The organism is Enterococcus sp. DIV1420a, assembly GCF_051712165.1.
Lineage (GTDB): Bacteria > Bacillota > Bacilli > Lactobacillales > Enterococcaceae > Enterococcus > Enterococcus faecalis.
In genome coordinates this window covers 1-25,609 of sequence record NZ_JBIOOI010000004.1, presented here as the reverse complement: position 1 = coordinate 25,609, position 25,609 = coordinate 1, and the positions used below count along the sequence as shown (strand labels likewise).

19 protein-coding genes and 1 riboswitch are annotated in these 25,609 nt (G+C 37.9%); of the genes, 13 read left to right on the top strand and 6 right to left on the bottom strand.

The features are described from left to right. Positions 1-132: 132 nt before the first annotated feature. Both camE and IGI80_RS18825 read right to left on the bottom strand, forming a co-directional pair. Complete coding sequence (camE, locus tag IGI80_RS18830; protein WP_002355961.1) at positions 133-633, bottom strand: plasmid sex pheromone cAM373 precursor; 501 nt, start codon at positions 631-633, stop codon at positions 133-135. A gap of 118 nt (positions 634-751) precedes the next feature. Further along, entirely contained in the window at positions 752-3,091 is a 2,340-nt protein-coding gene (locus tag IGI80_RS18825; protein ID WP_002360456.1) for an ABC transporter ATP-binding protein/permease, read from the bottom strand. Between the two features lie 124 nt (positions 3,092-3,215). Here IGI80_RS18825 and IGI80_RS18820 point away from each other — a divergent pair, with 124 nt between their 5' ends. Then, positions 3,216-3,725: a MarR family winged helix-turn-helix transcriptional regulator gene (locus IGI80_RS18820; RefSeq protein WP_002365578.1), complete on the top strand. Its 510-nt coding sequence runs from the start codon at positions 3,216-3,218 to the stop codon at positions 3,723-3,725. Between the two features lie 37 nt (positions 3,726-3,762). Here IGI80_RS18820 and IGI80_RS18815 read toward each other — a convergent pair whose 3' ends face one another. From IGI80_RS18815 to IGI80_RS18805, 3 genes are all read right to left on the bottom strand, one after another. Next, a complete protein-coding gene (locus tag IGI80_RS18815; RefSeq protein ID WP_002360454.1) occupies positions 3,763-4,626 on the bottom strand; it encodes a sugar ABC transporter permease in 864 nt (287 codons plus the stop codon). A gap of 3 nt (positions 4,627-4,629) precedes the next feature. Beyond that, positions 4,630-5,973 (bottom strand): carbohydrate ABC transporter permease, encoded by a 1,344-nt coding sequence (locus IGI80_RS18810; RefSeq protein ID WP_002357775.1) that lies wholly within the window; start codon positions 5,971-5,973, stop codon positions 4,630-4,632. Positions 5,974-6,058: 85 nt separating this feature from the next. Further along, on the bottom strand, positions 6,059-7,309 hold the full coding sequence (locus IGI80_RS18805; RefSeq protein WP_438724279.1) for an extracellular solute-binding protein: 1,251 nt from the start codon (positions 7,307-7,309) through the stop codon (positions 6,059-6,061). Positions 7,310-7,568: 259 nt separating this feature from the next. Between IGI80_RS18805 and IGI80_RS18800 the strand changes: the two genes are divergently transcribed. The 9 genes from IGI80_RS18800 to lpdA all read left to right on the top strand — a co-directional run bounded on the left by IGI80_RS18800 (position 7,569) and on the right by lpdA (position 22,310). Continuing rightward, complete coding sequence (locus tag IGI80_RS18800) at positions 7,569-9,335, top strand: glycoside hydrolase family 13 protein (RefSeq protein WP_438724278.1); 1,767 nt, start codon at positions 7,569-7,571, stop codon at positions 9,333-9,335. 27 nt (positions 9,336-9,362) lie between these two features. Next, the gene (locus IGI80_RS18795) at positions 9,363-10,988 is read left to right on the top strand and encodes a glycoside hydrolase family 13 protein (RefSeq protein ID WP_010717587.1); all 1,626 of its coding nucleotides are present in this window, start codon (positions 9,363-9,365) and stop codon (positions 10,986-10,988) included. Between the two features lies 1 nt (position 10,989). Then, a complete protein-coding gene (locus IGI80_RS18790) occupies positions 10,990-12,603 on the top strand; it encodes a glycoside hydrolase family 13 protein (RefSeq protein ID WP_010710419.1) in 1,614 nt (537 codons plus the stop codon). A 170-nt stretch (positions 12,604-12,773) separates the two neighbouring features. Continuing rightward, positions 12,774-13,355: a TMEM175 family protein gene (locus IGI80_RS18785; RefSeq protein WP_002407466.1), complete on the top strand. Its 582-nt coding sequence runs from the start codon at positions 12,774-12,776 to the stop codon at positions 13,353-13,355. 81 nt (positions 13,356-13,436) lie between these two features. Beyond that, a riboswitch (M-box (ykoK) riboswitch) is annotated at positions 13,437-13,604 on the top strand. Positions 13,605-13,827: 223 nt separating this feature from the next. Continuing rightward, positions 13,828-16,440, top strand: a complete 2,613-nt coding sequence (gene mgtA / locus IGI80_RS18780) for a magnesium-translocating P-type ATPase (RefSeq protein ID WP_002413922.1) — start codon at positions 13,828-13,830, stop codon at positions 16,438-16,440. 598 nt (positions 16,441-17,038) lie between these two features. Further along, a complete protein-coding gene (gene pdhA / locus IGI80_RS18775) occupies positions 17,039-18,154 on the top strand; it encodes a pyruvate dehydrogenase (acetyl-transferring) E1 component subunit alpha (protein ID WP_002357768.1) in 1,116 nt (371 codons plus the stop codon). 2 nt (positions 18,155-18,156) lie between these two features. Further along, positions 18,157-19,134: an alpha-ketoacid dehydrogenase subunit beta gene (locus tag IGI80_RS18770; protein ID WP_002357767.1), complete on the top strand. Its 978-nt coding sequence runs from the start codon at positions 18,157-18,159 to the stop codon at positions 19,132-19,134. 142 nt (positions 19,135-19,276) lie between these two features. Continuing rightward, positions 19,277-20,896 carry a dihydrolipoyllysine-residue acetyltransferase gene (locus tag IGI80_RS18765; protein ID WP_002357766.1) on the top strand — a complete coding sequence of 540 codons (1,620 nt, stop codon included), beginning with the start codon at positions 19,277-19,279 and terminating at the stop codon, positions 20,894-20,896. A 7-nt stretch (positions 20,897-20,903) separates the two neighbouring features. Next, positions 20,904-22,310 carry a dihydrolipoyl dehydrogenase gene (gene lpdA / locus IGI80_RS18760; RefSeq protein WP_002357765.1) on the top strand — a complete coding sequence of 469 codons (1,407 nt, stop codon included), beginning with the start codon at positions 20,904-20,906 and terminating at the stop codon, positions 22,308-22,310. Between the two features lie 112 nt (positions 22,311-22,422). Here the strand turns inward: lpdA and IGI80_RS18755 are convergent, their stop codons facing one another. After that, positions 22,423-23,409 carry a PocR ligand-binding domain-containing protein gene (locus IGI80_RS18755; RefSeq protein WP_002382271.1) on the bottom strand — a complete coding sequence of 329 codons (987 nt, stop codon included), beginning with the start codon at positions 23,407-23,409 and terminating at the stop codon, positions 22,423-22,425. A gap of 166 nt (positions 23,410-23,575) precedes the next feature. Here IGI80_RS18755 and IGI80_RS18750 point away from each other — a divergent pair, with 166 nt between their 5' ends. From IGI80_RS18750 to IGI80_RS18740, 3 genes are all read left to right on the top strand, one after another. Next, positions 23,576-24,037, top strand: coding sequence for a hypothetical protein (locus IGI80_RS18750; RefSeq protein ID WP_438724038.1), 462 nt, complete (start codon positions 23,576-23,578; stop codon positions 24,035-24,037). 652 nt (positions 24,038-24,689) lie between these two features. Beyond that, complete coding sequence (locus tag IGI80_RS18745) at positions 24,690-24,956, top strand: hypothetical protein (RefSeq protein ID WP_438724039.1); 267 nt, start codon at positions 24,690-24,692, stop codon at positions 24,954-24,956. Beyond that, positions 24,953-25,609, top strand: a 657-nt coding sequence (locus IGI80_RS18740; protein ID WP_438724277.1) for a hypothetical protein, incomplete at its 3' end; no start/stop codon positions are given. The genes IGI80_RS18745 and IGI80_RS18740, both read left to right, overlap by 4 nt.

Here is a 25,609-nt window from a genome sequence, read left to right as displayed (position 1 = left end):
TTATTACTTAAAAGAATGAAATTGGGACAGAACGATCGGCTTCAGAAAATGTTAAGGTTTCCGAATGCGTAGGTTCTGTCCCAAAGAGTATTTTAAGATTTGGTTATTTCGTGATAAGTTATACGCTCGTGCTTATTTATTGGCATCTAAGGTAACTTTTTCATCTGCCGTAGTTGTTTTAACATCTACTGTATAAACAAGTTTATTGTTATTTTTGGTTAACTTCCAAGTCAAAATACGTGGAGAAAGTCCTCCAACTTCTTTTTTTGCTTTGGCTAAAACGTCGTTAACAGCGCCTAATTCTTTGACTTCAGCAGCTGAAAAGGCTGTCTCGTTTTCGCCAAGTTGATTTGCTTCAGTATTTTTGGTGACTTTTCCTGTTTCAGGATTCACGTAAAGTGTTTCTGTCTCGTTGGTAAAGATATAGCTGTAGTCACTTGCTGGTTCTGTATCAAATTGGACATTTACTAATGGTTTGCTGTTGCCAGCTTCTTTTTCGTAGATTTCAGCAGCTTGCTGCAAACTAACTTTGTACTTAGTATCTGTGACAGCATCTTTTCCTATGCCACAACTAGCTAAAATAAAAATAGCTCCTAAAAGTGAAAAAAATAGTAAAAATGGTTTTTTTAACATGAAATTACCTCGTTTCTTTTTATTAAGCATTCACAATCATTTAGTATACGGTGGTTTTATAAAAATTACAAACAAAAAATAATCCTTTAAGAGAAATTAAAGGATTATTTTTTGTTATTTATTCTGCACGTAAAGCAACTGCCGCATCTTTTTTCGCTGCCATTCGGGCAGGAATATGGCCACCAATCATGGTTAAGATTGTGCTAATTACAATCAAAATAATTCCGTGAATTGGATTTAAGGTGGCAACATTTTCTAAATCAGTCAGGTTATAGAGCACTGCATTGATCGGAAATGTTGCGAGAAAGGCAATCACAACACCAAGAATACCAGAGGCAACGCCTAAAATAGCAGTTTCGGCATCGAACACCCGGGTAATATCTTTTTTACGAGCTCCTAACGCTTTCAGAATACCGATTTCTTTGGTCCGCTCAATGACAGAAGTATAGGTGATAATCCCAATCATAATCATACTTGTAACAAGGGAAATCCCAGCAAATGCAATCAGCACATAGGTGATGGCATCCATTAAACCACCTGTTAAGCGGGTCATTGTTCCAGCTAAATCAGAATAGATGATTTGGTCTTTTTTATCTTTTCCTTTGTTATAAGCATCTAAATAATCAAGAATTTTATCTTTTGATTTGAAATCGTTTGGATAAATCATAATACTTGAAGGAATTTCATTCGCTCCTAAATAAGACAACAGGTTTTCTTTCGCGGAAGCATCTAATGTTTCGTTAGTCATAACGTTAGTGTTGCTGGCTTCTTGCGCTTTAACAATATCAGAGGTTTTGTTTTTGGCAATCATATTAGTTGAAAGTGCATCGCTATAAGCAATTCCAGGTGCTAATAGATTCATTGTTGAAGAATCTTTAATTCGCAAAATCCCTGAAATTGTTAATTCGGTATTTTCTGGATTATCGTAAACAGCTTGCAAATCTTGGTTAGGAATGAAGTTGCCTGTCGGTAATTTGGTGTAAAATGCATTATTATTGGCTAACTTCATTTTTGTGCCGACAATGTCTGAAAAGGCAATCTTTTGATTATCTTTCACGTCAAAGCCAAGATTTTTTAAAGCATTAATATTGGTGGTATTGTTACTATCGACGATTAAAACGACATCGGTTTCTTTTTCTGGATAATTTCCTTCAAGCAACGAGTAATTGTCTTTTAAGAAATTGTTTTTTCCATTTTCTAGTTGTTTAGGAAAAGCAGAAACGCCGACGCCAGTTTGGGCAGCCATCATAGAAGCCATCGCGTTTGATTGGCCGTCGGGTGCATCGTTTGAAAATTTGACAGCTTGTGCTTTCCCGTTGATTTCTCTTAATAAGTTCATATTGACTAGACGAGTATAGCCGATATTATTACTTAATTCAGGATCAATGTGATTGACATAGTCAATAAACTTTTGATCAATTAAATTCGTGTGTTGCGCACGGTCCGCATCGCTAATTTTAGCAGTCACTTCTTTTTCTTTCGGGAAGGTGCCTTTTTTGTCCTGATTATTGAAACTTTCTGGATCTTGATCTGTCGCTATTTTAGAAATGGTAATCGGAAATTGCGCTAACGTTTCCGACTGAGTTTTATCAATTTGTTTCTGGAATCCTGTTGAAAGAGAAAGGACAATCGCGATACTGATAATTCCGATACTTGAAGCAAAGGCGGTTAAAAAAGTTCGCCCTTTTTTAGTGCGGATATTATTAAAAGATAAACGCAGCGCAGTCGTGAATTTCATTTTGGTGCGTTTCAATTCGAAAGGTTCTTTTTTTTCATGTTCAATATGAGGACGCGAGTCATGCCGAATTTGGCCATCTGAAAATTCAATAATTCGATCAGCGTATTCATGAGCTAATTCAGGATTGTGGGTCACCATAATGACTAATTTTTCTTTCGAAAGTTCTTGGATAAGTGCCATAATTTGCAGGCTAGTTTCTGAATCCAATGCACCAGTTGGTTCGTCACAAAGTAAAATATCGGGATCATTAGCTAAAGCACGAGCAATGGCAACCCGTTGCATTTGACCGCCAGATAATTGGGAAGGTTTTTTATGGATATGGTCCTTCAAACCGACACGGATGAGTGCATCTTCGGCTTTTTGGCGTCTTTCTGCTTTTGAAATACCACTCAGTGTCATACCAAGCTCGACATTATCCAAAATCCCTTGATGACTAATTAAGTTGTAACTTTGAAAAATAAAACCAATTGAGTTATTCCGATAAGCATCCCAGTCGGCTTCTTTAAAATTTTTTGTTGATTTGCCGTTAATGATTAAGTCACCAGAATCGTAATTGTCCAATCCGCCAATCACATTCAACATCGTCGTTTTACCAGAGCCGCTGGGACCCAGAATGGCTACAAATTCTTGTTTTCGAAAAGCGACAGAGACGCCATCTAAAGCTTTAGTGGTCGTTCCGCCGACAGTATAATATTTTTTTATCTCTTTGAGTTCTAGCATATTTTTCGCATCCTTCTTCCAATTTATCAACAATACAACCTTAAGTTAGTGTATAACGTAACATAATAGTTAACAAAAATCAATCATTACCATTTGATAATCAAGTGAATTTAGTATACACTAGGTGGGAAACGAGGGAGAACATATGGATAAAGAGAAGCATTCATCAAATTTAGATATTAGTGTCTTTACTGAAATTTTTTCATATATGAGCCAATTGCTTTTTAAAGACCTAGACTTGGAGGATCTAAAATTAACAAAGTTAGACATGTTAATTTTATTAATTGTGGCAACGAATGAAGGAATCAGTATGACAGAGTTAGCCAACCAAGTAGGAACGTCGAAAGTTCAAGTGAGTCGCTCTATTGCGGGGTTAGAAGAACGAGCGATTGTTCAACGTCGCCATAATCAAGAAAATCGCCGCGTGGTTAATGTTTATACGACAAAAGAAGGCGAGAAGCTCTTTAAGCAAAAAGAAAATCAAGTAAAACAGCAACTATCTGAAACGCTTAGTGTTCTTTCCTTAGAGGATTATCAAGAGGTCAATCAACACTTTTTGGCGGTCATGAAAATTTTGTCCAATTATCAAGCGCTACGAAGAAAAACGTGTAAGGAAAACAACGCCAAAAAATAAAAAACATCGTTTGGCTATAAACCAAACGATGTTTTTTCTAGCCTTTGACAGAGCCAGAAGTCACGCCTTCTACATAGAAACGTTGCATTAATATAAATAAAATAGTAATTGGAATGGCAATTAGCACACATCCTGCTGTAAAAGCCATGAATAGTGAATTGGCTGTTGATTTGGTCATCATCGAAAAAAGACCAATCGCAACGGTGTAATTTTCAACTTTATCACCCATAATAACTTTTGCGAAAATAAAATCCATCCAAGGGCCCATGAAGGCGGTTAAAGAAGTATAGACAATAATTGGTTTCGACAATGGCAACGTAATTTTTGTGAAAATTTGCCACTTGTTGGCACCGTCAATCATAGCCGATTCGTCTAAAGCCATTGGAATGGTATCGAAGAACCCTTTGGCGATGTAAAAACCTAGCGCCGAGCCTGCAGAGTAAACCAGAATTAAAGCGAATAAACTTTCAGTTAAATTTAAGGCTTTTAAAATATAGTAAACGGCAATCATACTCATAAAACCAGGGAACATATTTAAAACGAGCGCCACTTTTAAAAATGGTTTTCTTAAGCGGAAACGCAACCGTGACAGCGCATAAGCCATTGCAATCGTAATAAAAGTGGATAACAGACAGCTTGCGATGGAGACGAACAAGGTGTTCAAAAACCAACGGACAAAGGGGAAGTTGCCAGTCTGATTTGTTAATAATACTTTATAATTTTCTAAAGTGAATGTTTTGGGAATGATATAGGGAACAAATGCACCGCCTTCGCCACGAAAACTTGTTAAGATAATCCACACAATGGGGAACATCCAAAAAACTGCTAAAATGGTTAGAATGATGTAAACGCTGGTAAGTGCAGTGCGTTGTTTTTTCTGGTAACTTTTTGCTTTAGCCATAAGTTACGCCTCCTTAAATGAATTCGTCCGTGTATAGGCAATTAAACTGAAGACTGCGGAGAGAATGAAGATTAAAATACCAATCACAGAGGCTAAATTGTAATCCATTGTATCGACAGTCAATTTGTATAGCCAGGTAACTAAAAGGTCAGTTGAGCCTGCACCGTAGAAGTTAGAATTGGCTGGCCCACCGCCTGTTAATAGATAAATGACATTAAAGTTATTGATGTTGCCAATAAACTGTTGAATCAGCGCCGGGGTCATCACAAATAGAATTTGTGGAAATGTAATACTTTTAAAAATTTGCCATTTATTGGCACCGTCAATTCTAGCAGCTTCGATTTGATCTTCAGGAAGATTTTGGATAATCCCTGTAGAGATTAACATCGTAGCAGGAATACCAATCCACATATTGACAACAATAATGGTTAATTTTGCCCAATTCGGATCTGTTAAGAAGGGGATAGAAGAATCGATTAAGCCCCAATTTAACAACAGAGCATTGATAGGTCCAGAACCATTTAAGAGGTTTCGCATAATTAAAAGTGAAACAAACGGAGGTACGGCCATCGTGATGACAAAAATAGTCCGCCAAAACGCTTTATATTTTAAGCCTTTTGTATTGATAAGCAAGGCTAAAATGATTCCAAAAAAGAAACAAGTTGCGGTTGCGAAAACAGCCCAAATCAAGGTCCAGCCAAGTACTGGAAAGAACGTTGAAGCCATATCGCCTGTGATTACATTACCTAGATTTGCCAATCCAACCCAAGTAAAAAGGTTTTTCGGTGGCAAATGGTTATGATCGTAGTTGGTAAAGGCAATTGAAATCATATATAACAACGGCAAGATGGTAAAGAAAAGAACGCCTAGTAAGGGGATCGTCATTAAAGTTGCATGGAAACGTTCGTTTAACAAGCTACGTAAATCATCCATAGTTGTTGGAATTTTTTTGCCGGCTGTCTTTAATTCATATAGATGACGGGCGCTTTTTAAATTGATTACATATAAAATGATTAGCGATAAACAGACTAAAATTGCTGCAATTCCGAATAATAATAAGAGCATTGAATTATCGCCTTCTTTTAGAACTTCAATCCCTAAAGAATCATCATATACTAATCCTTGCTGTTGGGTCCCTAGTGTTCCTAGCATCATTAATGCGTGGAAACCATTACGGATTAACCAATAGATAAAGCCAATTTCAGCTGTTAAAAAGATGATTCCCTTTAACCACTGCTTGTTGGCGAAGTTTGCAGCACCCATAACTAAAAAAGATAGTTTTGTAGCGAAGTCGCCTTTTTTAAAGACCTCTCGAAATGACGTCTGGGCTTTCTTTTTCTTGAACATCTTCGTTCACTCACTTTCTACTTAAATAAAAAAGATAGAGGAAATGGGACAGCAGATTGAAGCTCGTCCCATTTCTTTACTCTTTTTATTCTTTTGCTTCTTTTGATGTGTCTTGGACTAATTTATCTAATTTTGCTTGATAATCCGCAGGTTTGATATTGCCTTTGTACGTATCATTGATCACTGCATCCATCGCAGGCCAGAATGAAACGATTTCTGGGATTTTTGGCATTACCACAGAGTGGGTTGGTTGCGCCATTTCTAAGATAGCTTTTGCAACAGTATCTTGTGTGATTTCTTCGTTTGTTTGTAATTTTTTGTTTGAAGGGACAAAGCCGATTTCTTTGAAGTAAGTCATTTGTGCTTTTTCACTGGTTAAATAGTTTGCTAATGTCATTGCGGCCAATGGTGCTTGTGTTTGTTGGTTGACAGCAAAACTACGAACGCCCAAGAAAGCTTTCATTTGTTTTTCTCCATTGCCAAAATCAATGGTTGGATAGGCAGCAGCCCCCATTTTGTCGCCAAGAGCTTTTTCTACATCGTTTTTAGACCAAGGACCAGAAAGGAAGGCATCCGTTTTGCCAGAACCTAGATTAGACAATGCTTCTGTATTTGATTGGATCACACCAGGATTATTTTTTTGATCGGCAATCCATTGTAATACTTCTATACCTTGTTGGTTGTTAAAGTTGGTACCTTTTGTATCTTCGCCATTTTCACCATATAAGTAATCGCCGTTACTCATAAATAGAGGACCGAAGATATAATTTGCGCCATCTTCGCCAAAATTGGTACCGATTTTGCCTTTTTCAGTTAAAGACTTCCAAGTTTTGATTTCCTCTGGAGAATACGTATCTTTGTTATAATAAAGAACTTGTGACTCTACGGCATAAGGGTAGGCATAGACTTTGTCTTTCCAAGTGACTCCTGCTACTGCCGAATCGATATTGTTTTCTTTGACTTCTTTTTCATATTTTGTGTTAGGGTAAATCAGACCAGCTTCTGCCATTTGACCAATTTGATCATGCGGCATCATGAAAACATCTGCGGCAGCTTTAGGATCTTTTGCAATGTCTTTTTTAGCATCTGCCGAATTTCCAGCAGTTAAGTTAACTTTAATATCGGGGTTTTCTTTTTCAAAATCGGCGACAACTTTTTTAAAGACGCCCATATATTCAGTATCAACCCATAATTTTACGTCACCAGCTGCTTTATTTGCTGAACCGCTTTCATTTTCAGTTTTCGTTTTTTCTGCGCCACCACAGGCAGTAAGTAAAACCGCGGAAGCACTTAAAAGGATACCGCCCATTAAAATCTTTTTCCAATTCGCTTTCATTTTTGAACCCTCCAAAAATTATTTTTTACAAGTCTTATTATGCAACCGATTGCGGAAATAATCAAGTGTTTTTCATCGAGAAAGTTAAAAAAGTTTTTTTGTTATAAATAACATACTGTTTATTTAAAGTGGTGTATACCACTAATTAAGCATTTTAAATAAAAAAATAAAAAAGGGTATACAAATGCAATCGTTTGCGCTAAAATGTGTTCGAGTATTAGAAAATACACGAAAAGCGACAATTAAAGGAGAGAATTAAATGAACACTGCTGCAATCTACCATCGTCCAGAAAGTGAATTTGCTTATCTTTATACAGAAGAAACAATGCATATTCGTTTGCGTACGGCAAAAGGCGACATTGCCTCTGTCCAATTAGTGCAAGGAGATCCTTATCTTTTAGGGAAAGAAAAGTGGTACCAACAGTCGTTAACTATGAAGAAGTTAGTATCTACGGAGTTATATGATTACTGGTTTATTGCATTAAGTGCAAAATTTAAACGCCTTTCATATGCTTTTACTTTAGTAGGGACGGATGGCTTGACGGCGTTTTATGGCGAACACGGCATTTATCCTTTAGAAGAAAAGTATTTAGCGATGGCGAATAATTATTTTCGGATGCCGTATTTTCATGAAATCGATCGTTTTAAAGCACCTGAATGGGTAAAAGAAACGGTTTGGTATCAAATATTTCCAGAGCGTTTTGCAAATGGTGATCCCGCGAATGATCCTGAAGGGACGTTGCCGTGGGGATCTAAAAGACCAGATCGACAAGATTTTTTTGGTGGGGATTTGCAAGGGGTGCTAGATCATCTTGATTACATTGAAGATTTAGGTGTTAATGGCTTATATTTTTGCCCGATTTTTGAAGCGTTTTCTAATCACAAATATGATACGATTGATTATTTAAAAATTGACCCAGCTTTTGGTGATGGCGCTACCTTTAAGCGTTTAGTCGAAGAGTGTCATCGACGGGGCATCAAGATTATGTTGGACGCCGTTTTTAATCATATGGGGGACACTTCGCCTCAATGGCAAGATGTGTTAAAAAATGGCCAGGACTCAATTTATGCCGATTGGTTCCACGTAAATGAGTTTCCAGCTAGCTATGAAGAAAGTGCTGATTTTGAAGAAGCAAGCAACATTACTTATGATACTTTTGCATTCACTCCGCATATGCCTAAATTAAATACAGCAAATCCAGAGGTGCAAGCCTATCTTTTAGAAATTGCTCGTTATTGGATTGAGGAATATGATATTGATGCCTGGCGTTTAGATGTGGCAAACGAAGTGGATCATGCGTTCTGGAAAAAATTCCGGCAAACATGTGATGACGCAAAAGAAGATTTTTATATTTTAGGAGAAATTTGGCACTCGTCGCAAAGCTGGCTCCAAGGAGACGAATTTCATGCAGTGATGAATTATGCATACACAGATGCGATTATGGGCTACTTTGTCAAGCAAGAACTGTCCTTGGAAAAGATGCTCTCTGAAATGAACAACCAGTTAATGCTTTATCGACAACAAACGAATCAAATGCAGTTTAATGTTTTAGATTCCCACGATACACCACGCTTATTGCATGAAACGAAAGAGGATAAAGAGCTGATGCGCCAAGTATTAGCGTTTACGTATATTCAACCAGGCGTCCCTTGTCTTTACTATGGTGATGAAATTGGTATGACAGGTGATATGGATCCTGATTGTCGTCGTTGTATGGTTTGGGAGGAAAATCAGCAAGATTTGGATTTGAAGGAATTTGTAAAATCATTGATTGCCCTTCGCAAAAAGTATGCGGCTGTTTTTTCTGGTGGAACAATCGATTGGACAGGCACTTCTTTTGAAACGGGGTTGATTAGACTCGCTTGTTGTTTGGAGGAACAGACGATCTATGGGATTTTTAATACTGGCCAAGAGACACAATTTGTCGATAGAACTGATCAAGAAGTTTTGCTAAGTTCTTCTATTGAAATTGCTTCAGAACAGATAATGGTTTTACCAAAAGGTTTTCTTTTATATCAAGCATAATAATTAAGCAAAGGAATGTGAAGAAGAATGGAAAAACATTGGTGGCAAGAAGTCGTGGTTTATCAGATTTATCCTCGCAGTTTTAAGGATAGCAATGGAGATGGCATTGGAGATTTACCAGGAATTATTGAAAAATTGGATTATTTGGAAACGTTAGGCATTGGGGCTATTTGGTTATCACCAGTTTATCAATCACCCAATGATGACAATGGTTATGACATTTCTGATTATGAAGCGATTATGACAGAGTTTGGGACGATGGCGGATATGGATCGTCTAATTGAGGAAGCGAAAAAGCGAAAGATTGAAATTATTATGGATTTAGTGGTTAACCATACGTCAGATGAACATCGTTGGTTTATTGAAGCGAAAAAAAGCAAGGAGAACCCCTACCGAGACTATTATGTATGGGCTGATCCTGCTTCAGATGGCGGTGTGCCTAACCGATTGAAATCTGCCTTTTCGGGTTCGGCGTGGACGTTTGATGAAGCGAGTGGGCAATACTATTTGCATTTGTTTAGTAAAAAACAACCAGATTTAAATTGGGAAAACCAACAAATGCGTCAGTCGGTTTACGAGATGATGAATTTTTGGATTGATAAAGGAATTGGCGGTTTCCGTTTAGATGTAATTGACTTAGTGGGTAAAATTCCAGGAGAAGAGATCACCGCGAATGGACCTCATTTACATCGTTATTTACAAGAAATGAACGCCGCGACATTTGGTGGCAAAGAGCTGTTAACTGTAGGTGAAACATGGGGGGCCACACCTGAAATTGCAAAAATGTACTCTAGTCCAGAGCGTCATGAATTATCTATGATTTTTCAGTTTGAACATATGAGCTTGGATCAACAACCAGGTAAAGAAAAATGGGACCTTCAGCAAATGGAAGTTGCCAAGTTGAAACAGGTTTTTGCAAAATGGCAAACAGAATTAGGAAATGATGGCTGGAATTCTTTATTTTGGAATAACCATGATTTGCCGAGAATGATTTCACGTTGGGGAAATGACCAGGAACATTGGTTGGAAAGTAGTAAGTTATTCGCTATTTTACTGCACATGATGAAAGGCACACCTTATATTTATCAAGGGGAAGAAATTGGTATGACCAATACGCCGATTACAGATATTCGTGAAGCGCGGGACATCGAAACGATTAACATGTACCATGAGTATCTAGAAAAAGGATATTCTAAAGAAGAAATTTTGCTGAAAATTAATACTAAAGGTCGCGACAATGCACGCCGGCCTATGCAGTGGACCGCTGAAAAAAATGCGGGCTTTACGACTGGTACACCTTGGATTGATGTTAATCCCAATTATCAAACGATTAACGTCGCTGCTGCTTTGGCAGATAAAAATTCACTATTCTATACGTACCAAGAAATGATTCGTTTGAGAAAAGAACATCCTTTAATTGTTTGGGGCAACTTTGAATTGCTAGAAACAGTGGACGAAGTGATCAGTTTTTATCGTACCTATGGTGAGGAACGCTGGCTTGTTGTAACGAACTTTTCTGACAAAGTTCAGCCATTTTCTGCAGACGTTCATGTAGAACAAGTAATGATTGAAAATATGCCGACAGATGTCACTGCTTTAGCAGATTATTCGTTAGCGCCTTGGCAAGCATTTGTTGTGAAAGTGAGTCAATAAGATGGAACAATGGTGGAAAAATGCTGTCGGTTATCAAATTTATCCTCGGAGTTTTAAAGATAGCAACGGGGATGGCATTGGTGATTTGCAGGGAATTATTGAGAAATTACCGTATTTAAAAGAACTAGGGGTCGATTTTTTATGGTTAAATCCGATTTACACTTCGCCAAACGTTGACAATGGTTATGATATTGCGGATTATCAAGGGATTCAGCCAGAATTTGGTACGATGGAAGATTTTCAAGAACTTTTGGACCAAGCGCATCAATTAGGTTTGAAGATTATTCTTGATCTGGTAGTCAATCATACCAGTGATCAACATCCGTGGTTTGTTGAAGCAAAAAAAAGTTTAGATAATCCGTATCGTGAGTATTATTTATGGGCCGATGCGACACCAGATCGTATGCCGAATGAATGGCAAAGCTTTTTTGGTGGCTCGACTTGGACGTATGACGCGGGTACAAAACAAGCATATTTTCATGTGTTTGCAAAAGAGCAACCTGATTTGAACTGGGAAAATCCTAAAGTTCGTGAAGAGATTTATGCGATGATTCGCTGGTGGTTAGATTTGGGAATTGATGGTTTCCGATTGGATGCGATTAGTCATATCCAAAAAGAACCTTGGGATTTTAAAATTACCACGAATCCGTGGGCTCCATTTATGAATGTAAAAGGCATTGAAGACTATATGCTGGATTTGAAAGCTATTTTTGCTGAGTATGACATCATGACAGTGGGGGAAGCTAGTGGCGTTTCAAGTAAAAAAGCGGTGGAATGGACCAATGATGCGGGCTATCTGAATATGATTTTTGAATTAGAGCACAATGTTCGAGAAGGAAAGCCAGGAGAAGAACGGTTAAATATTTTAGGCTATAAAAAAGTAATGGCTCGCTGGCAAAAGCATTTAGGGACAGAAGGCTGGAATGCATTATATGTAGAAAATCATGATAATCCCAGAATCAATTCAATTTTAGGCAATGAAACCTCTCATTCTGCTAAGGCGATTGGAACAATCGCCTTGCTCTTGCGAGGAACACCGTTTATTTATCAAGGACAGGAAATCGGCATGGTTAATTATCCGTTTCAACAGATTGACGAGTTAGATGCTAAAGATTCTCATAACCATTATCGTTTGCTTATAGAAAGTGGCTACGATGCGAAACAAGCATTAAAAGAAGTGGCGCATTGGACGCGGGACCATTCGCGTACGCCTATGCAGTGGACGAGTCAAGAGGCAAGTTCATTCACCTCGGGGCATCCGTGGTTAGCAATTCATCCCAATTTCAAAGAAATAAATGTGGCTGACCAAGAAACGGATGCGCAATCCGTGTTGAATTATTATAAAAAGTTAATTGCGTTGCGGAAAGACAATCCGGTCTTTACAGATGGACAGTTTGAACTATTAGCGCCCAATCATCCGTCTGTTTTTGCTTTTTTAAGAAAAACAACTGAGGCAACAGCGTTAGTGATTGTCAATTTAAGTGGAGAAAAGTGCCAATTTGACTTGCCGAATAAATTACTAGGCAGAAAGTGGCAACAATTATTAGGGAATCAAGATTTTACGGTGAAGAAACGGATGCAGTTAGCACCTTATCAGGCAGGCGTATTCCAATAACTGATTTGTTCTATAACGAGTGCAAGAGGCTTACTTTTAAGTGGGGCTCTTGCACTCGTTTTTAGGAACTTCAACAACCGAGAGACTTCATAAATAATTGAATTTTTACAGAAATGCGTTATACTTACTTTGGGTAAGTTATTTAATTTTTATGAAAGTAGGGGGAAATGATGCCGAAAACACGTGTAGAAGCATTTACAGATGCAGTCATTGCGATTATTTTAACGTTATTAATTTTAGAATTAAAAATTCCTGAAAAAGCAGATTGGTCTGCTCTGACTCAATCTGGACACAAAATCATTATTTATTTAATTAGTTTTGTTACTTTATTGATTTATTGGAACAATCATCATCATTTATTTCAAAGTGTCCGTAAAATTGATGGACGTGTCCTTTGGATGAATAATTTTCTAATTTTGACGTTGACGTTTTTCCCGTTTGTTACTGGTTGGGTAGGTGAACATCCGTTTTCTTGGCCGCCACAAGCTTTGTATGGCTTAGTAGTATTAGGAGCTGATGTTGCTTATTATCTAGTGGTGCGGGCATTGATTCAGGCAAATGGGCCCAAATCCGAAGTACAACGTTTGTTTGGCCACTATCCAAAATTAACGCTTTCGATTGTGTTGAATATTATTGCGTTGATTGTGGGCAAACTGGTAGCGCCAATCGCTGTCCTGATTATTGATACGATTGTTTTAGTCATGTGGTTTATTCCTGAGCGAAAAGCAGAAATAAAGGAAATTTTAAAGTAGTTATTTTTTATTTATAACAAAAAAGTCATAAATCTTTTGACAAGAATGTCAAACTCCTCTATTATAAGAAGTGGATAAAAACTGAATAATTGTTAGGTGAGGCTCCTATTTGGACAAATGCTGCTGCCGCGAAAGGATCGAGAGACCCTTAGTTGGTTGAACAGGAATAATCGTGAAGGTTATTCATAATGTAGCTGATACATGTTATCTACGCCCTATAGTGCTAAAGCTCAACGATAGAGAATCTTATTTAAAGATGGTATTTTGGGACGTACTCTATTGTTGAGTAGGTCCTTTTTTGTGTGTTTGGCAAAAAAGCAATTATTCACTGGAAGTATAAATAAGAAAAAGAAAGGATGACTGTCATGGAAGACCCTGGAAGTGAACAGAGAAACAAAATACAGTCACCAACGAAAGGAGAAGATTTTAGCGCTCTTTTCGGCAGGTGACCACAACCTTGGAGGAAAAGAAAATGATGAACAAAAAAACAATGGATATGAGAAAAGCAACCAAAGATCAAGAATTACGTAAATTGGCTTTGCTTTCTGAACGGGAATTAATGATGGAATTACGGACATCTGAAAAAGGACTCTCGAATGAAGATGCCGAAAAAAGATTAGAGGAATTTGGACCAAACGAAGTTTCTGCACAAAAGCCAACCCCAGCAATTATTTTATTTTTAAGTGCATTCAAAGATCCGTTTGTCTATGTCTTAGCCTTATTGATGGTCGTTTCAACTTTAACGAAAGATTTCGAAGCCGCTATCGTGATGGGCGTGATGATTTTAGCCAGTGTCTTGATTGCTTTTATACAAGAGTATCGTTCTCAAAAAGCAAGTTTGGATTTAAAAGAATTAATTGAAAACACCGCTGCAGTGACACGGGAAGGAATTACGAAAGAAATTCCAATGGACGAAATTGTTCCAGGAGACATTGTAACTTTAGCTACAGGAGACATGATTCCTGCAGATGCCGTGTTGATTTGGACCAAAGATTTATTCGTTAATCAATCGTCACTAACAGGCGAATCCATGCCTGTCGAAAAATTTGTGGATGCAGGTGTGGATCGTCAACAAACAGAGGTTTCTGCATTAGATATGCAAGACCTAGTGTTTATGGGCACAGATGTCTTGAGTGGACAAGGAAAAGCGATTATTTTAAAAACTGGGCAACATACATTTTTTGGTGATATTGCTAAAAATGCTACAACACAACGAGGAAAAACTAGTTTTGACTTAGGCTTAGCAAAAGTCAGTAAGTTTTTATTACGAATGGTAATGATTTTGTTTCCAATCGTTTTCTTGATTAATGGTTTAACTAAAGGTGCTTGGGGCGAAGCGTTTTTCTTCGCGATTGCCGTTGCAGTTGGTTTGACACCAGAAATGTTGCCAATGATTGTTACGAGTAACTTAGCCAAGGGTGCATTATCCTTATCGAAACATAAAGTCATTGTTAAAGAATTAGCGGCTATCCAAAATTTGGGTGGTATGGATGTGCTCTGTACAGATAAGACTGGAACGATTACCGAAGATCGTGTAGTTTTGGTTCAACATTTGAATCCATTAGGTGATTTGAGTGACGAGGTTCTAAATTTAGCCTACTTAAATTCTTCTTATCAAACAGGTTGGAAAAATTTAATGGATATTGCCGTTATTAATTTTTATGAAGAGCATCAATGGAAAACGCCGTTTAAAAATGTCACTAAAATTGATGAAATTCCTTTTGATTTTTCCAGACGCCGCTTAACGGTTGTCGTAAATGCAGATGATCATCAATTGATGATTACGAAAGGCGCCGTGGAAGAAATGGAAGAAGTGTGCACGCATGCGCAAATTAATGGCGAAATTGTACCATTAAGCAGTGCTGTACGAGAAGAACTACGCCGAGTAAATGTTCAAATGAACAAACAAGGGATGCGTGTGTTAGCGGTAGCTGTAAAAAAAGATGTCCACAAAGAAGCAGTTTATTCAGTTGAAGATGAAAAAGAGATGACATTGATTGGATTTATGGGTTTTCTTGATCCAGCAAAAGAGTCAGCCGTCAGCGCTATCCGCTCCTTACATGAACATGGTGTCAACGTGAAAGTGCTAACGGGCGATAATGACATTGTCGCCAAAAAAGTCTGTAAAGATGTAGGCATTGAAGTTTCCCATGTGTTATTAGGTTCTCAAATTGAAGCAATGACAGATGAAGAGTTGCGGGCGCAAGTAGAAGAAACTAATTTATTTGCCAAATTAAATCCGATGCAAAAATCTAAAATTATTGAATTGCTACAAGCAAAAGGTCATACGGTTGGTTTTATGGGGGATGGCATTAATGATGCACCGGCATTACGAAAAGCTGATGTGGGCATTTCAGTAGATACTGCAGCTGATATTACTAAAGATGCTAGCTCGATTATTTTACTGGAAAAAAGTTTAAATGTACTGGAATCTGGTGTGATTGAAGGACGAAAAGTATTTAGCAATATGATGAAATATATTAAAATTACCATCAGTTCCAATTTTGGGAATGTCTTTTCAATTTTAGTAGCCAGTGCCTTTTTACCATTTCTACCAATGCTTTCCTTACAACTCTTGATTCAAAATTTGATTTATGATGTGGCTCAGTTGACAATTCCTTGGGATAATGTTGATGAAGAAGAGTTATTAAGCCCTGTTCGGTGGGAAACGAACGGACTAGCGAAATTTACAGTATGTATTGGCCCGGTAAGTAGTATTTTCGATATTCTAACGTATCTTGTCATGTGGTTTGTGTTTAGCGCCAATAGTTTGGCAACTCAACATTTATTCCAAACAGGTTGGTTTATGGTGGGACTTGTTAGTCAAACGTTAGTTGTTCATATGGTCCGGACGCGGAAAATACCATTCATTCAAAGTCGTGCGTCAATGCCTGTGATGTTAAGTAGTTTAGGCGCAATTTTACTCGGTTTCCTGATTGTAGCAACGCCTATAAGAGAGGTTTTTGACTTTGTGAAACTTCCGGCTAACTACTGGCCATGGTTCTTTGGAATCATCATTGCGTACATGTTAACTGTTGAAGTAGCTAAACGTTTATATATTAAAATTACTAAGGAATGGATTTAGTAAAATCTACTGAAAGAGAAAAGAAATTGCTAAGCTGTATTACTCGTTTTGCGAAAATTTGGTGATTTTAAGCAATGAATGTTCGTGATAAAACCTAAGGCAAAGTATTTGGCAAAAAAACGAGCCAAAAAAAATAAAAATTAACGAAAAAAACTTTGTTCTCTAAAAAATAAAAAACCGCATGCTGAGTAGGTTACTCGGCTGACGGTTTTTATTTTTTGGTTTTTTCAAGATAATTTTCATGAAAACGCAAAGTTCGGAAATCAGATTACTAGCCAGCTCGGGGATGAGGGGGCTCGAATTAATAGAACTGTTATATAATATTTTCAAAATAGAATATAACAGTTAGGAGAAAAATAGTACAGAAGAAGTGTGGAACAGAAACCGTTTTCTTGTTTGTGAAAATTATCACTAAACCGCAAAAACATGCGGTTTTGCTCTTTTGTGAAAAAATGAAGAAATTAGAGTTTTTTTCTTGCGCTTTTTCGAATTTAGTGATAATTTGTTAAGTGTAGTCGATAAAAAGTAATACAGTTTCGCACTCTGTTTTACTTTTATCGAAATTAAAGAAACGTAATAGAGAGGATTGTGTGACAAAATGGCAAAGGCTAAGAAACAAAAACCTATTGACTTTAAAGAGCTAATGGCTAAAGTCGACGCTGATTTCCCAACTTTCCAAATCTTGGATCAAGATGGAAAAATTGTGAATGAAGATTTAGTACCTGATTTATCGGATGAGGAATTAGTTGAATTAATGACACGCATGGTTTGGTCTCGTGTGTTAGACCAACGTTCTACTGCATTAAACCGTCAAGGACGCTTAGGATTCTTCGCGCCAACAGCTGGACAAGAAGCAAGCCAATTGGCAAGTCAATTTGCAATGGAAAAAGAAGACTACTTACTACCAGGTTACCGTGATGTACCTCAATTAGTACAACATGGTTTACCATTAAGAGAAGCTTTCTTATGGTCTCGTGGTCACGTAGCAGGGAACTACTACGCGGAAGATTTAAATGCATTACCACCACAAATTATCATTGGTGCTCAATACATCCAAGCAGCTGGTGTTGCTTTAGGATTGAAAAAACGTGGAAAAGAAAATGTTGTCTTCACTTATACTGGTGACGGCGGTTCTTCACAAGGGGACTTCTATGAAGCAATTAACTTTGCTGGTGCTTACCAAGCAAACGGTGTCTTCATTATCCAAAACAATGGTTTTGCGATTTCTACACCTCGTGAAAAACAAACAGCGGCTAAAACTTTAGCTCAAAAAGCTGTTGCAGCAGGAATTCCTGGTATTCAAGTTGATGGTATGGATCCGTTAGCAGTTTACGCAATTGCAAAAGAAGCACGTGATTGGTCAGCTGCAGGAAATGGTCCAGTTTTAATTGAAACATTAACCTATCGTTATGGTCCACATACTTTATCTGGAGACGATCCAACACGTTACCGTTCAAAAGAAATGGATGACGAATGGGTACAAAAAGATCCATTGACTCGTTTCCGTAAATATCTAACAGATAAAGGCTTATGGTCTGAAGCAAAAGAAGAAGAAATTATTGAAAAAACAAAAGAAGAAATCAAAGTAGCGATTGCAGAAGCGGATAAAGCGCCAAAACAAAAAGTTTCTGATTTCTTGAAAAATATGTTTGAAGTTCAACCTCAAACAATTAAAGAACAAATTGCATTTTATGAAGCGAAGGAGTCGAAATAAAAATGGCACAAAAAACTATGATCCAAGCAATTACAGATGCCTTAGCTCTTGAATTAGAGAAAGACGAAAATGTCTTAATCTTCGGTGAAGACGTTGGTAACAACGGTGGGGTTTTCCGTGCAACTGAAGGTTTACAAGAAAAATTTGGTGAAGACCGCGTCTTCGATACACCTTTAGCTGAATCTGGTATCGGTGGATTGGCTTTCGGTCTTGCCTTGCAAGGTTACCGTCCAGTTCCTGAAATCCAATTCTTTGGTTTCGTTTTTGAAGTATTTGACGAAATCGTTGGTCAAATGGCTCGTACGCGTTACCGTATGGGTGGAACTCGTAATATGCCAATTACTGTTCGTGCCCCATTTGGTGGTGGTGTTCATACACCAGAACTTCACTCAGATAACTTAGAAGGATTAATCGCACAATCACCAGGTGTTCGTGTTGTTATTCCATCAAACCCTTACGATGCAAAAGGACTATTAATTTCATCTATTCGTAGCAACGATCCAGTTGTTTACTTAGAGCACATGAAATTATACCGTTCATTCCGTGAGGAAGTGCCAGACGAAGCTTATGAAGTGCCTTTAGATAAAGCGGCTGTAACTCGTGAAGGAACAGACGTATCAATCATCACTTACGGTGCTATGGTTCGTGAAGCGATTAAAGCAGCTGATAGCTTAGCGAAAGACAATATTTCAGCAGAAATCATTGACTTACGTACGGTGGCTCCTTTAGATGTGGAAACAATTATTAACTCTGTTGAAAAAACTGGCCGTGTGGTTGTCGTTCAAGAAGCACAAAAACAAGCTGGCGTTGGCGCTATGGTTGTTTCTGAAATTTCTGAACGTGCCGTATTATCATTAGAAGCACCAATCGGACGTGTATCTGCTCCAGATACAATCTTCCCATTCGGACAAGCAGAAAATATCTGGTTACCAAATGCGAAAGATATCGAAGCAAAAGCTAGAGAAATCGTCGAATTTTAATAGTTATTCGAAGTAGATAAACGAAGAATTAAACAGGTGGATTACGGCTATAGGCATGAAATGTTCAGCTACTATAGTCGTTTCCCCGCGTTTTGCTCCTAAGAAAATAGACAGATCCAACGAAGAAGGGAAGACTTAAAAAATGGCTTATCAGTTTAAATTACCGGATATCGGTGAAGGGATTGCCGAAGGCGAAATCGTTAAATGGTTTGTAAAACCTGGCGATACAATCAACGAAGACGATACGTTATTAGAAGTACAAAATGACAAATCAGTGGAAGAAATTCCATCACCAGTAACAGGTACTGTAAAAAATATCGTTGTACCAGAAGGAACAGTTGCAAACGTTGGTGACGTGTTAATTGAAATCGACGCACCTGGTCACGAAGATAACGATGCAGCACCAGCAGCTCCTGCACAAGAACAAACACCAGCACAACCTGCTGCTGTACCAACAACCGAAGCAGCTGGCGGATTTTTCCAATTCAAATTACCAGACATCGGTGAAGGAATTGCCGAAGGCGAAATCGTTAAATGGTTCGTTAAAGCGGGCGACACAATTAATGAAGATGATTCATTATTAGAAGTACAAAATGACAAATCAGTAGAAGAAATTCCATCACCAGTAACAGGTACTGTAAAAAATATCGTTGTACCAGAAGGAACAGTTGCCAATGTGGGTGACGTGTTAGTTGAAATTGACGCACCTGGTCATAATTCAGCAGCACCGGCAGCCGCAGCACCAGCTACTGACGCTCCTAAAGCGGAAGCATCAGCTCCAGCCGCTTCAACAGGCGTAGTTGCAGCCGCTGATCCAAACAAACGCGTTTTAGCAATGCCATCTGTTCGTCAGTATGCGCGTGAAAAAGACGTTGATATTACACAAGTAACTGCAACTGGTAAAGGTGGCCGTGTCATTAAAGCGGATATTGATGCCTTTGTTTCTGGTGGCTCTCAAGCAGCACCAGCTACTGAAGCTGCCGCAACAGAAGCAGCACCTAAAGCGGAAGCAGCTGCACCTAAAGCAGCGCCAAAAGCCTTTACTTCTGATTTAGGCGAAATGGAAACACGTGAAAAAATGACACCAACACGTAAAGCAATTGCTAAAGCAATGGTTAACAGCAAACACACTGCTCCTCACGTAACATTACATGATGAAGTAGAAGTTTCTAAATTATGGGATCACCGTAAGAAATTTAAAGATGTTGCTGCTGCAAATGGTACAAAATTAACATTCTTACCATACGTTGTAAAAGCATTGACTTCAACTGTTCAAAAATTCCCAATCTTGAATGCATCAATCGATGACGCAGCACAAGAAATTGTTTACAAAAATTACTTTAACATTGGTATCGCTACTGATACAGATCATGGCTTATATGTACCAAATGTTAAAAATGCTAATACGAAGAGCATGTTTGCTATCGCTGATGAAATCAACGAAAAAGCAGCATTGGCTATCGAAGGTAAATTAACTGCACAAGATATGCGTGATGGTACAATCACAATTAGTAACATTGGTTCAGTCGGTGGCGGCTGGTTTACACCAGTAATCAACTACCCTGAAGTTGCTATTTTAGGCGTTGGTACAATTGCACAAGAACCAGTTGTTAATGCAGACGGCGAAATCGTTGTGGGACGCATGATGAAATTATCATTAAGCTTTGACCACCGTATCGTTGACGGCGCAACTGCTCAAAAAGCAATGAACAACATTAAACGCTTATTAGCTGATCCAGAATTACTATTAATGGAAGGATGATTAACAAATGGTAGTAGGAGATTTCGCCATTGAACTAGATACAGTCGTAATCGGAGCTGGTCCTGGAGGATACGTTGCCGCAATTCGTGCCGCAGAAATGGGTCAAAAAGTTGCGATTATCGAACGTGAATACATCGGAGGCGTTTGTTTAAACGTTGGATGTATTCCTTCAAAAGCTTTAATTGCTGCTGGACATCATTACCAAGAAGCACAAGATTCTTCAACTTTTGGTGTAACAGCTAAAGGAGTCGAATTAGACTTTGCAAAAACACAAGACTGGAAAGATAACACAGTTGTTAAATCATTAACAGGCGGCGTTGGCATGTTATTGAAAAAACACAAAGTAGAAATTATTGAAGGCGAAGCATTCTTCGTTGACGAAAATACATTGCGTGTTATTCACCCAGACTCAGCACAAACTTACTCATTCAATAATGCTATTGTAGCAACAGGTTCTCGTCCAATTGAAATCCCAGGATTCAAATTTGGCGGACGCGTGTTAGATTCTACAGGCGGTTTAAACTTAAAAGAAGTTCCTAAAAAATTCGTTATTATCGGTGGCGGTGTCATCGGTGCTGAATTAGGTGGCGCTTATGCTAACTTAGGTTCAGAAGTAACAATTTTAGAAGGTAGCCCATCAATTTTACCAACTTATGAAAAAGATATGGTTAAAGTTGTCACAGACGACTTCAAGAAGAAAAACGTAACAATCGTGACTTCTGCAATGGCTAAAGAAGCTGTTGACAATGGCGATAGCGTCACTGTTAAATATGAAGTTAACGGAAAAGAAGAAAGTGTTGAAGCAGATTACGTAATGGTCACTGTTGGACGTCGTCCAAACACAGACGACTTAGGCTTAGAACAAGCGGGCGTTGAAATTGGCGAACGTGGTTTAATCCCAGTTGACAACCAAGGACGTACTAACGTGAAAAACATCTTCGCAATCGGCGACATCGTACCAGGTGCTGCGTTAGCGCATAAAGCAAGCTACGAAGCAAAAATTGCTGCTGAAGCAATTTCTGGTAAGAAAGTTGCAGTTGATTACAAAGCAATGCCAGCTGTTGCCTTTACTGATCCAGAATTGGCAAGCGTTGGTATGACTGTTGCAGAAGCAAAAGAAGCGGGAATCGAAGCAAAAGGCTACAAATTCCCATTTGCTGGTAACGGCCGTGCAATCTCTTTAGATAAAACTGAAGGATTCATGCGTTTAGTTACAACTGTAGAAGACAATGTCATCATCGGTGCACAAATTGCCGGTGTCGGTGCAAGTGACATGATTTCTGAATTAGCTTTAGCTATTGAATCTGGCATGAATGCAGAAGACATTGCTTTAACAATCCACCCACACCCATCATTGGGCGAAATTACTATGGATACAGCTGAATTGGCTTTAGGTTTACCAATTCATATTTAATAGTATCACTTTGTCGCACGACAGATATAATGCGCCTTTTGCACTTGTTGCATTAGCCACAGCAAGAGCAAAAGGTGTAAAAAAACAACGACTTCTAGGAGTCGTTGTTTTTTTATGCTCTGTTCTTTCTTTTACGGTATTTAAGGGGTGTTTCACCCGTTTCTTGTTTAAAGATCCGGACAAAATAGCTATCTTCAACAAACCCTAAATCTTCACTGATTTGGGCAATTGTTTTATCTGTCTCCAAAAGAAGCTGTTTAGCCCATGTGATTTTTAATTGTCGATAAAATTGACTAAAGGGAATACCAAACTCCTCTTTTAATAAACGACTTAAATACGTCGGTGTCAAATGAACAAGGTCTGCCAGTTCTTGTAAATTTAAACGCAGCGATTTGTTTTCCCAAAGGGCATCTAAAACCGGTTGTAATTGCTTATTTTTAGTTTGATAGGCACTTGAAGGAGTTAATTGAGCAGTTAATAAAGTTTGTTGAATATCTTTTTGGATCATATTCAATGGCTCCAGCTCTTCTTTTCGCGAACTAATCTGTAAGGATTGTTTGTACGTATTGATTAAATAATCTTTTTTGATGGCTTCAGAAATAATATATTGGCTTAGATCAGCGATTAATGTCGCGCTTTTTTCTAAGTCTGCTAGTTCTAAAACAGGGTATTGTTGATACAGCTCTTGGTGTGTTACTAAAAATTCTTGAATGAAGGCATCATTCATGGTTAAAACCTGTTCTAACTCTTCTTGGTGATCTTCGAGCAAAACTTCACCAGCCATAATGGCTCCTACATATTGGTCATCAACAATAATGGGGATGGCCATATCAACGATGTTAAAGTGACAACGGTAGATAAAAGGCTGACCAGTGCGAACAGCTTCCAAGCCACCACGAGCATCACATTTTTCACAAAGTTTCGAGAGCTCAGGGGAGTGACGTACCAGTTGGCAAAAGGGTTGAACTTGACTATGTTTCGTCACAGGTCGCCCTTTATAATCGACTAAAATAATGGCTAAACGAGTGCTTAAGGCCAATGATTCTTGCAATTTTTCCCACTTTTCTAAATCTAAAATATTTTTTAATTCTACAGTCATAAGGCAATCCTTCAATCTAAAGTTTAAAAATCATAATATTTTATTATTTCACAAAATAATTCTATCATTTTTTGCAAGAAAACGGCGGATTATACTTGTAAGTGCAAAGGTGATAGAAATCCTATCGCTTAAGCATTTACAAGTATTTTTTTATGGGAGGAAACCAGTGAAAGTTTTTAAATGGTCGGTTGAAACAATTATATGTAAAGATGATTTTTCATTAGAAGTTTATGCTTTTCAGATTGAAACAATAAAAAAGTCACTCGACGATGTATTTTTACTAGCCAGGTATAAAACGCAGGCTTATTTAAAAGAAAAACATCAGAAGTATCACCGAATCGGGATTTGTTGGTTTGAATTAGAAAGTGTAGACAACAAAAGTGATTATCAACGCTTTATATTTTTTCACGAAAGCAAAAGACCGAGAAAAGCAATCATGAATATTCTCCAAATCCCCTTCTGGAAATTAAAGGAATATGAAGATTATTACAATGGAAAAACGAAACGATTGACACCAGAAAAATATCGTCAGTTACGAAAATTTCTCACGAATGAGAAAATTCGAATCCGTTATAAAATCCCTGAATGTGAATTCCAAAAATTTTTAGAAGACTTGATCCTTACCTAAGTAACACTCTTTTTAATATACTAGGCGTAAATTTACGTACAGGAGTTTTTTGTTCTCCTTTATCAAAACACTAGACCACTTTGCGATGGGAGGTTAACCAAGCCGTTTTTAGGGACGGAGTAACTCTGGCGGTAATTGATGGGCTTGATTTTACATAGTTTTACTATGTAGAAAAAAGAGATAGATTCTACTTCACTTAAGGGGTATAGTCTATTCTTTAATTACATTTCTACATAGAGTTAGTTTTTCAACATGCAGGTGTTTAAAACGGTTCGATTCCGTTTCATGTTATTGGCTGGTTTTTCATTTTTTATCCAGCGTAAAAAATAAGAGGTGATCCTTTTAACTGTTTCGTGTTCTTACAGTTAAAAAGAAACGAGGATAGTAACTCGCAATATGGGTTCTAATTTGTGCTTCTTGATCGTGCAACAGCTGTTACGCTTGAATTTCCCGGGGCATCTTAATCCATAATTGTAGATGCGTTTGGGTGACATTCAAATCGTTTTTCCACCTCTTTATTTTTCAAGAAAAGTATGTATCAAAATTAAATAGTAAGTTTCACCTTATTGGGTATTTAGACAGAGTGAGTTTCTTGTCTAGTGTTCAATATTTTTTTATAGTCAAAATTCATAGAAAGGAGCAATAAATAAACATGAGCGATTATTTATTATTTCAAGAAGTTCCTAGACGAACTGGAAAAACGAGGCGTGTTTTAGTTCGTAACAAAGCTACTCGGTTTCTCCTGGGAGAGATTACTTTTTGGCCAGCTTGGCGAAAGTATGTGTTTGCACCTGAAAACTTGACCTTGTTTGATGCAGATTGTTTGAATGAAATTAGTTCCAAATTAACACAAATGAATAAGGAAATTCGAGCAGAGTGGCAGGCACGAAGAAAGAAAGTTGAGGAGATAAACGAATGAGTAAAGTAAGAATAGATTCACAAGAAATACATGTATGGTTAGCGTGTGCCGATGGCTGGCATCGACATTTGGGCTTTAAAGCAACTATTGCTGGTTTAAACTGCTCTGTTTGTTTACTACCCAATTCATTGACGGAAGCAATTGTGAGTGGTTTAGAGTCAGGTGTCGAACTGGGATATATATCTATTTCTGATTCGGAAATACTGAAGAACGTCACTAAAGAAGAGGTATTAGACTTAATGACGTTAAAATTAGAAGAGTTTGTTTCCTTAGTTGAATGTTTTGGGATAGATATCATTGAAGAAACTGCGAATCAGAGGCTAAAGGTTACTGAAGCATTATTTGGAGAAAGACCTAAAACTGAGATAGCTAAATGCTTGATATCGATTAAATTAGAAAACGATCAAGGAGGAGAGAAAAAAATGACTTATGACTGCAGGTTCTGTCAACACGGCGAGCCGATAAACGATACAGCTGTACCCGAATCAGGAGGTGAGCTGATGGTTGATCAGTTATTAGAAAATGAAATGCTACTACCTAGCTTTTTAAGAATGTTTATGGATTCTGAAGAAGAGATCGCAGAAACAGAAAGAGCCATCGAATTAGAAATGATGGTTAAACTAGGCAGAAAGTTTGCCCGCTTGTTTCGCCAA